We start from the raw sequence: 7,909 nt of genomic DNA, 5'->3' as shown, positions 1-7,909 counted from the left end.
GGGCTCCGGCGGCGCATGCGGCGGTTCTGCCGCCATGTTTCGCTACGCTCAACATGGCGGTAGGGCAGGAAAGACTAACTTTGGAACTGGCACAATGAATGGGGGCAGGTCACATGTGGATTCAGGGATGTCAATAGTAAATCGAAAAACTCTCATTTTTTGGAGATTTCCCGCGCATGCGCTTCGACGAACCGCCGAAGCGGGGCTATGAGTTTAGGAGTAAGGAGTAAGAAGTAAGGAGCAAGGGGTATAGAAAAGAATTTTCCACTCGCCAACTGCCATCTGCTATCCGCCAACTGATAGCGGCTCTCTGGCGGCTACCCGCTGACTACCGCTTTACTCTACGATCTCCGGCTGAATTACGATCCTGCGCGGCCCCGCGCCTACAGGGATAATGCCAGCACTAGGAGGAAGAGGATGAAGCTGGTACTGCGTGGCCGATCCCGGTGTTCCGTCATAGACCAATATCTTGTCAGAGTCAAACATCGTCACGAAAATACGTTTCTCACCGCTCGGAAACTCCGCCGCCGCCATCGAGGTGGGAGCGAAAGCATTACCACCTACCGGGGGACTTGCAGTAAGGTCAATGGGCGCCTTTGGATCCGGCACCTCAACATCCTCACTCGTGATGAACACGTCGATTCTGTTCGTCGTGCCCGAAGTCGTGTCCCCCGGCTCGCCCGAGCACACCCATACCTGCTGCTGCGCGCCTTCGCCCACCGTCACCGCGTCGTTCGGGAAGAGGCCCGTGTCGAGAATCACGGGTTTCTCAAGCTGGAATACTTTCTCCAGGTCATAGTCCGACACCACGTAGCGCTTGCCCGAACACGCGCTCCCGAGGCAGGCCGTTAGGTCGGTGTGGTCGCCCAGAATGTCCACTCCCGACGCTCCGAATTGTCCCCGGATCACCTTTTTCGAGCCGCTCTGTGTCTTGAAGAGCCGCACGTCGCCCGTCTGCGGGAATCCCGCCTTCCCCTGCTCCGCCACCGCGTACACTCCCGGCTCCTCCGTCACCACGTCGCGCGGGTCATGGAGCGAGTTGAGCGCACCCTGCACCGTGGACAGGTCCAAGGTGAAGAGCTTCAGCTGCCCCGGAGGGTCACCCGCACCGCCAAAATCCAGCACCGCCACGACACCGTCGCCCTCGTCCACCGCGGCGTCCACCGGATCATCCACGTTCGTTGTCTCAATGCCCGTAAATCCGAGCTGATTACCCGCTCCTGGAACGGTGAACTTCCGCACGCGGTCATCTAACGCCAGATTGAAGTCCTGCTCGCACACGTAAAGATCTCCCACAGAGTCAAACGCGATTCCTTTGAGCGTTCCAGTAAACGGAATCCCGCCTCCCGAATCGCTCAATAGACGAGGTGCTTTGGTAAAGTCGGTAATATCCACCTCTGCAATGAATCTCTTCGCCTGAACAGCTCCCGCAAACGACACGTAGAGGAGCTGGCCGTCCGGGTGCACGGCGATGTCGTCGGGCTGTATGGTCGCGTCGGGGCATGGATCCCCTCCGAAAGCGGCCGCAAGGCAGACGGGCGTGACGCCGTTCGCGGGGTTCCCGTCCGTGTCCACCTCCACTCCGGACTCCTGGAAGAAATGAAGTGTCCCATTCGCTCCACTCACCGCCGCAATGAGTGTCGCCGTTCCAGCCGCATTCCGCTGAGCGACCACGACGTCCTGCACATCAACTATGGACGGGACGTTAGGAAAATCCTTCTTCGCGTAGGCGAAGTCCCGTGCCACGGCGTCGATCTTTATGACGACCTGGGGCCCGTTCGCCTCCTTGTTCAGCACGTAGATGAACGCGCCCTCGTCGTTCTTCGCGAGCGTCAGGCCCACGTGCTCGTCCGGCCCGGGAACTTCAGCACCGGGCTCGGGGTTTCCGAATACTTCGACTTCTGTCTGGTACATGGAGTTTGAAACGAGCGTGATGTCCGTGCCCGAGATATCCTGGATGGCGCACGGGTTGAGGTCGAGGATGGAGAGGCGGCTGCGTCCCTCCACGCCCGTTCCGCTGTCTTCCCCGGCGGCACTGGTCGCGTAGCCGTAGCGTTGCGTTAAGTCGTCCTTTGAAAACGTCCCCGCGCAGCCCGCGGAAGGATTGGCCACAACCGTGACCGAATCGCCCGCCTTGAACGGAATACCGAAACCCGTCGGATTTACTGCGATCACTTCAATGTCAGCAGCAAACACCTTGCTTTGAGGAGTAGCGGGGTGCTTTAGACAATTTCCTGTTCCGTCACCGATGCAATTGTGCACTTCTATCAGGTCGTTCTCGATGCGGTCGCTCAATAGTGGATCCGACACGATGTTGTACGGGTCCGACACGTCCAGGACGCGCACACCGGCCGGCTGGGTCGGGTCGCTCAGCTTCGTAATAGAAGTGGCGTAGACGAGGCCCGCGTCCACCGGGTCGGGCGCAAGGGCGTTCGGTATTTCATCCACTGGATCAAAAAAGAAACTTCTATCCATAGCTATTGCTTCCGGGTTGCCAAGCGGCTTCAAGATAAGAAACGGGATGCCAGCGACTGTACTATCGAGCACGTAAAGCTGGGGTTCCACGGCCGGCCCGATGGCCCGAGTGACGGCAATCTCCCGTGGCGTGAATACAAACGACGTTAACGTCAACGTATCAAGGCTCACGTTATTGTCCACGTCTACAATCTCAATCGAACCGAACGAGGCCCCTTCCTGCGCCGAAAAGCCCAAGTTGGCGTGTTGGAAGGCGAGCGCATTGCTCTCTCCGCAGTCCGTGATTACCTCCACACTGTACGTGCCCGGCGGAAGCTCCAGCGTATCAAGTGACAGAGTAACAAAGGTTAGCCGTGTCCCGTTCGACGATCCGGTTGCGGTAACCGTATAGCTGCCGGATGGGCCGGTTAAGGTGACGCTCGGGTTCAGAGAATCAAACATATCCGCCCCCTCGACGGTAACTTCCGTTCCCCCCAGCGTGGTGCCGAACGGGGGAGACGCGGACGATATTGTCGGAGGGCCGGCGATACGCACGGTATCGGAGAAGGTCGTTGGCGCCGGGCAGGTCTGATCGCCCGACACCGTCAGCGTCACCGTGTACGTTTTCGCCTCAGCAGGATACGTGTGCGTCGGGCTCTGCTCCGTCGAGGTGTCCCCGTCGCCGAAATCCCACAAAAACGACGTCGGACTGCCCGCGGAAATGTTCGTGAACTGCACGGTGGGAGCTCCGATGCATTTCGGAGCATCGTGCGTGAACGAAGCGCCCATGGTTAAGGTGTCGCTGAAGGAATCATAGCTCCCGCACGGATTCATCACCGTGAGCTTGACCTCGTACGTCCCCGCTTCGAAAATGTGCACCGGATTCTGCTCAAAAGAGAGGTGCCCGTCCCCGAAGTCCCATTTCCACGTCCGCGGGAAATTGGTGGACGTGTCCGTGAACTGCACCTCATCTCCGACGCACTTGCCGGGAGCGTCGTGCGTGAACGAGGCGCCCGGAACGTCATCGGTGTAGGCGAGGGTTCCCAGAGGGAAGCTGGTGCAGCCATCGTATATCGCGATGTTCATCGGGACGCCTAGAGTGCACCCCCATAAGGGGTCGCAGTCCGGCACCACCACGTCGATGATCGCACCGGTGTTTCCGCCCGTGGGGCAGAAGCTTCCCGGTATCGCCGACACGGCTTTTCCAACGCACTCCTCGTTATCCGGGTCGTACCCGAAGCACACCTTCGTGTCGGCGCTGAAGCCGCAGGTCGAAACCCGCCATACTTCCCCTCCCGGAGCGCAAGTCCCTATACTCACCGGCAACTGGCCATCCAGAAAATAACCCGGGATTGGCGTAATGAATCTGAGGGGAGACCCACACCATCGGCACTGAAGATTACCTCTATGAAGGCTGTCTCGCACGGCCAAAAACCACGGGACTCGTATGGGAGTTCCAACGTCATTCCAAAAACTGTCCTTGGCGGTTACCGTAATGACGCCCTTGTGTCCGTGACAGTGCTCCGGGTACACAAAAGGTCCCGTTTGCGTAATCTCCACCTCGAACCCGTCTGCCACCGGGGTGACCGCAAGACCTAGCGGTGTCGGCGGAGGAATGTGCGGACAATCCTCAATGGTCCCGACGGCGGTGAACGTTGAAATTAATCCGGCGTTAAGGTTTTCCACGAACAGGGTTTCGGTTCGGACAATCCCCGTATCGCACGTCGTAACCTCCCCGAAACTTAAAGTCGACGGACGCACCAGAAAATCCGTATCCAGAGCGCCCGTTATATCATCATCGGCATGCCTGACCATAAGCCTCCCGTTTCCCACAGCGAGAAACCCCGCATCGCAAGTACGAAGGCAATCTATGCTAAAAAGAGGACAGCACTCCTCAAACGGAGGCGGGGGAAGCAAAAGCGCCCGGTTCACGAGGGCGTCCTTCACCTTGTTTGCAACCTGGTTCTGGCCCGCGTCGAAATACGGCGTCCACGAAGGCTTCTCCCCCAGAAGAAGCGCCGCCGCCCCCGAGACGTGGGCCGCGGCGATGGAAGGAAAAGAGTGGCTAGAACAATCCCGATCAAACACGTAGTTTATCTCGCCTGGCGGGCTGCAAGGAAACAGGTCCTGAGGGCAGAAGTCTTCCCCCGAAAAGCCATCCACCAGAGTCGTCCTTGCCGCGCAAATGCATCTTCTGGCTGGCGAGCCATGAACTCCCGGCGCTACGAGGTCCGGCTTGAACAAGGCCCGGTCTTCCTGAGGAACGGCCGGGTCGGTGTATCGCACGTATCCTTCTGACATCATACCAACTGTCCAGAAATCGTCCGGTAGATCCGGAGATTTTTGTAGGGTATAGGGGGTAACGGTGATGGCGTGCCGGGCGGTCCCCGGCGAAAAGATGTTGACGTCATTGCCGTGTTCTCCGCAAGGCGCCACGACGACGATCCCGTTCGCGACGGCGCTGTCCACCGCCACGGACGCCATGTCCTGCGGGTGGCCGCACTCGGTGGCCAGGCTGATGTTGGCGACCTCCGCGCGCGGGTCGGGCGCGCCCGGCTGCACTTCGTTCACCACCCACCCGAGCGCGTCCACGACGTCCGCAAAGGTAGGGTACTCTTGAACCGTGCTTTTAAAAATCTTGACGGCGACGATCTGCGCCTCAGGCGCCATGCCCGTCAGGCTCGTCGAACAGCCCTCTCCCGCGATGATGGAGGCAACGTGCGTGCCATGATACTCACTCAACTTCCAGGCCTTGTCGTCGCGCGGATCGCCGTCGTTGTCACCGAGGTCCACGCCGTGGAAGTTGTCCGCGAAGCCGTCCTCGTCGTCGTCCGCGGCGGCTATTAAAATATCTTCGCAATCATCGTCGCCATTGATAGGGTCGAGATCATTGCAGTTGCCGGGCGTGCTGTCCACTTTAGAGTTAGCGCCATACAAAGAAACGGCGTCATTGTCATAGTCCGCTACTCTGACTTGAGGGTCGGCAAGATCCGTAAAGCCATCCTTATCGTCGTCTACGTTGCAACGACCTGGGCAGCCGTCCGGCGCCTTGGAAGAAGGCGTTACATCCCCGGACGTTATCCGCCCTTTCTCGTCCAGCTCTCCCGGATTCGTCCAGATGTTGTCAAGTATGGGATCGGGAGGGCTGCTCACTTGGAACGCCGGATGCGTGTAATCCACCCCCGTATCGATGACCGCGACGCGGACGGGTTTTAGGCAATTGCCGGCCTTGTCTTTTTCACATCCTTTGATGTTGCCCGCATGAGCCAGCTCCGCTCCCGTCACCGGAACGCTGACGTCCATCTGCGGGGTCACCTCGGAATTGAGCTGCACGTCCCGGACGCCCGGGAGCGCCTTTGCGGGCCCCACCAGCTCGACGGGCAGGTCCAGAAGCACGGCGTTTATGAGCGAGTCGTAGCGCCTGCGCGGCGCGGGAAGCTCGAACGCCGCCCCGAAACGCGCCTTCCCCAGCGCCTCGATCTCCGCGAGGACGCTCAGTTGCTCGGCGCCGATCGCCGCGCGCGCCGCCAGCACTTTCTTCACCGGCGCCACCTTGACCTCGATTTTCATTCTCGCCTTTTCGCCCCCGGCCTCCAGGCTTGCGGCGATCTCGTCCACCCGGGCCCGCTGGGACTCATTGAGCCTCCCCTTCACCTTCGTCTTCACGAATATCTCGTCCGCTGGGCCTTTCGTATTGGCCTCCCACTCGATCTTCGCTTTCGCACGCCCCTGGACAAGATCCCGCTCAAGTTCCATCGCCAGGCGCTCCTGCTCGGACGTGGTGCCGCCCATGGCCGAGTGAGCGACGATGCAGAACCCGCGCCGCAGGACGGGCGGTGACGGAAGCACCACGAAATAACTGCCGAAGGGCTGTGGTTCATGGGAAGCTAAATCCGGCGACTCGCCAAGCGGAAATTCCTGCCCAAACAACGCGGTGCCCGCGAAAACAAGCGCCGCGCACAGAGCCGTTCCGACGAGCGCACAAAACCGTCTCTTTTCGAGTTTCATGGTCTGTTTCTCCTTTCGGCTACTTAAGCAAAAACCCCGAGGCAGCCGCCCGCCCCTGGGGGTTTTTCCCAGCCGTGTCCAACCTAAAAAGACTATAGGCACCGGTGTCGTTCCAAGCTGAGGGTCCTGACTTGTTTAACGCAAAAGCATGCCAGTATACATCATGTGGATTCAGGAATGTCAAGAACGAATCGAATTTTTTTCGCTTTTTGTAGATTTTCCGCGCATACGCCTCCACGAACCGCCGAAGCAGAGCTAAGAGTTTAGAAGTAAGGAGAAAGGAGTAAGAAGTAAGGAGTAAGGGGTTAGGGACGAGAAGCAAGGAGGAAAATCCTCCCCAAAATGTCTGATATAATATTCGCGGGGTCTTATGTCGACGCTGCTTCAGATCGATAACATATCCAAAGCCTACGGCCCGCAGGTTATCTTTCACGGGGCGAGCCTGGCCGTGCCGGCCAAGAGAAAGATCGGCGTCATCGGCAGAAACGGCGCGGGCAAGACCACCCTCTTCAAGATGATAACCGGCCGCGAGGAGGTCGATTCAGGCGCCGTCAACGTCTACAGGCAGGCCCGGCTGGGATACCTCGAGCAGATCGACCCGTTCAGGCCCTCGGAGACGGTGCTCGATTTCCTGACCCGCTACACCGGCAGGGAGGAATGGCGGTGCGGCAAGATCGCCGCCCAGTTCCAGCTGAAGAACGAACTCCTCAAAGCACCCATCGACTCCCTGGCGAGCGGCTACCAGATGCGGGTCAAGCTCGCGGCGATGCTTCTCGCCGAGCCGAACCTGCTCCTCCTCGACGAGCCGACCAACTACCTGGACCTGAGCACCCAGATCCTCTTCGAGCAATTCCTCAAGAAGTACAAGGGGGGATACATGATAATCTCCCACGACCGGGAACTATTAAAAAAAGTCACCGACCACATCCTGGAGATTGACCGGGGAAATTTATTCCTCTATCCCGGGCCGCTGGAGGAGTTTTTCGCGTACAAGGAGGAGCAGGACGAGCTTGCGGAGAAAACCAACCTGAACATCCAGCGCCAGCGAAAACACCTGCAGCGGTTCATCGACCGGTTCTCCGCCAAGGCCACCAAGGCCCGCCAGGCCAAATCCAAGGCCAAGCAACTGCAGCGCCTCAAGACGATCGAGATCGTCCACCCCGCGAGCACCGTGAGAATCAACATCCCCGGGGTGGCGAAGAAGAAAGGGCTCGCCTTGAAGATAAACGACCTCCGCATCGGGTACGGCGAATCGAAGGTCGTGGCGCGGGATATTAAATTCAATATCGCCCGGGGGGAGCACGTCGCGATACTGGGAGACAACGGCCAGGGCAAGACGACTTTCCTGAAGACCCTGGCGGGTGAGTTGTCTCCCCTCTCCGGCAGTTTCAGTTGGATGCCGGATTTGAGAATCGCCTACTACGCCCAGCACGTCCCGGCCACCCTG

Annotated in this window: 2 protein-coding genes; one reads left to right on the top strand and one right to left on the bottom strand. The window is 59.2% G+C overall.

Features of this window, described 5'->3' with window-relative positions:
* Window positions 1–336 precede the first annotated feature (336 nt).
* Window positions 337–6,462, bottom strand: coding sequence for a S8 family serine peptidase (locus JSV08_03305; GenBank protein UCF81449.1), 6,126 nt, complete (start codon window positions 6,460–6,462; stop codon window positions 337–339).
* Between the two features lie 370 nt (window positions 6,463–6,832).
* Between JSV08_03305 and JSV08_03300 the strand changes: the two genes are divergently transcribed.
* The coding region (locus JSV08_03300; protein ID UCF81448.1) for an ABC-F family ATP-binding cassette domain-containing protein at window positions 6,833–7,909 on the top strand (1,077 nt) is incomplete at its 3' end.

The sequence above is a fragment of the Acidobacteriota bacterium genome (assembly GCA_020349885.1).
GTDB lineage: Bacteria > Acidobacteriota.
Note: the sequence above shows the minus strand (reverse complement) of the source record. Positions and strands in the feature narration are given on the sequence as shown.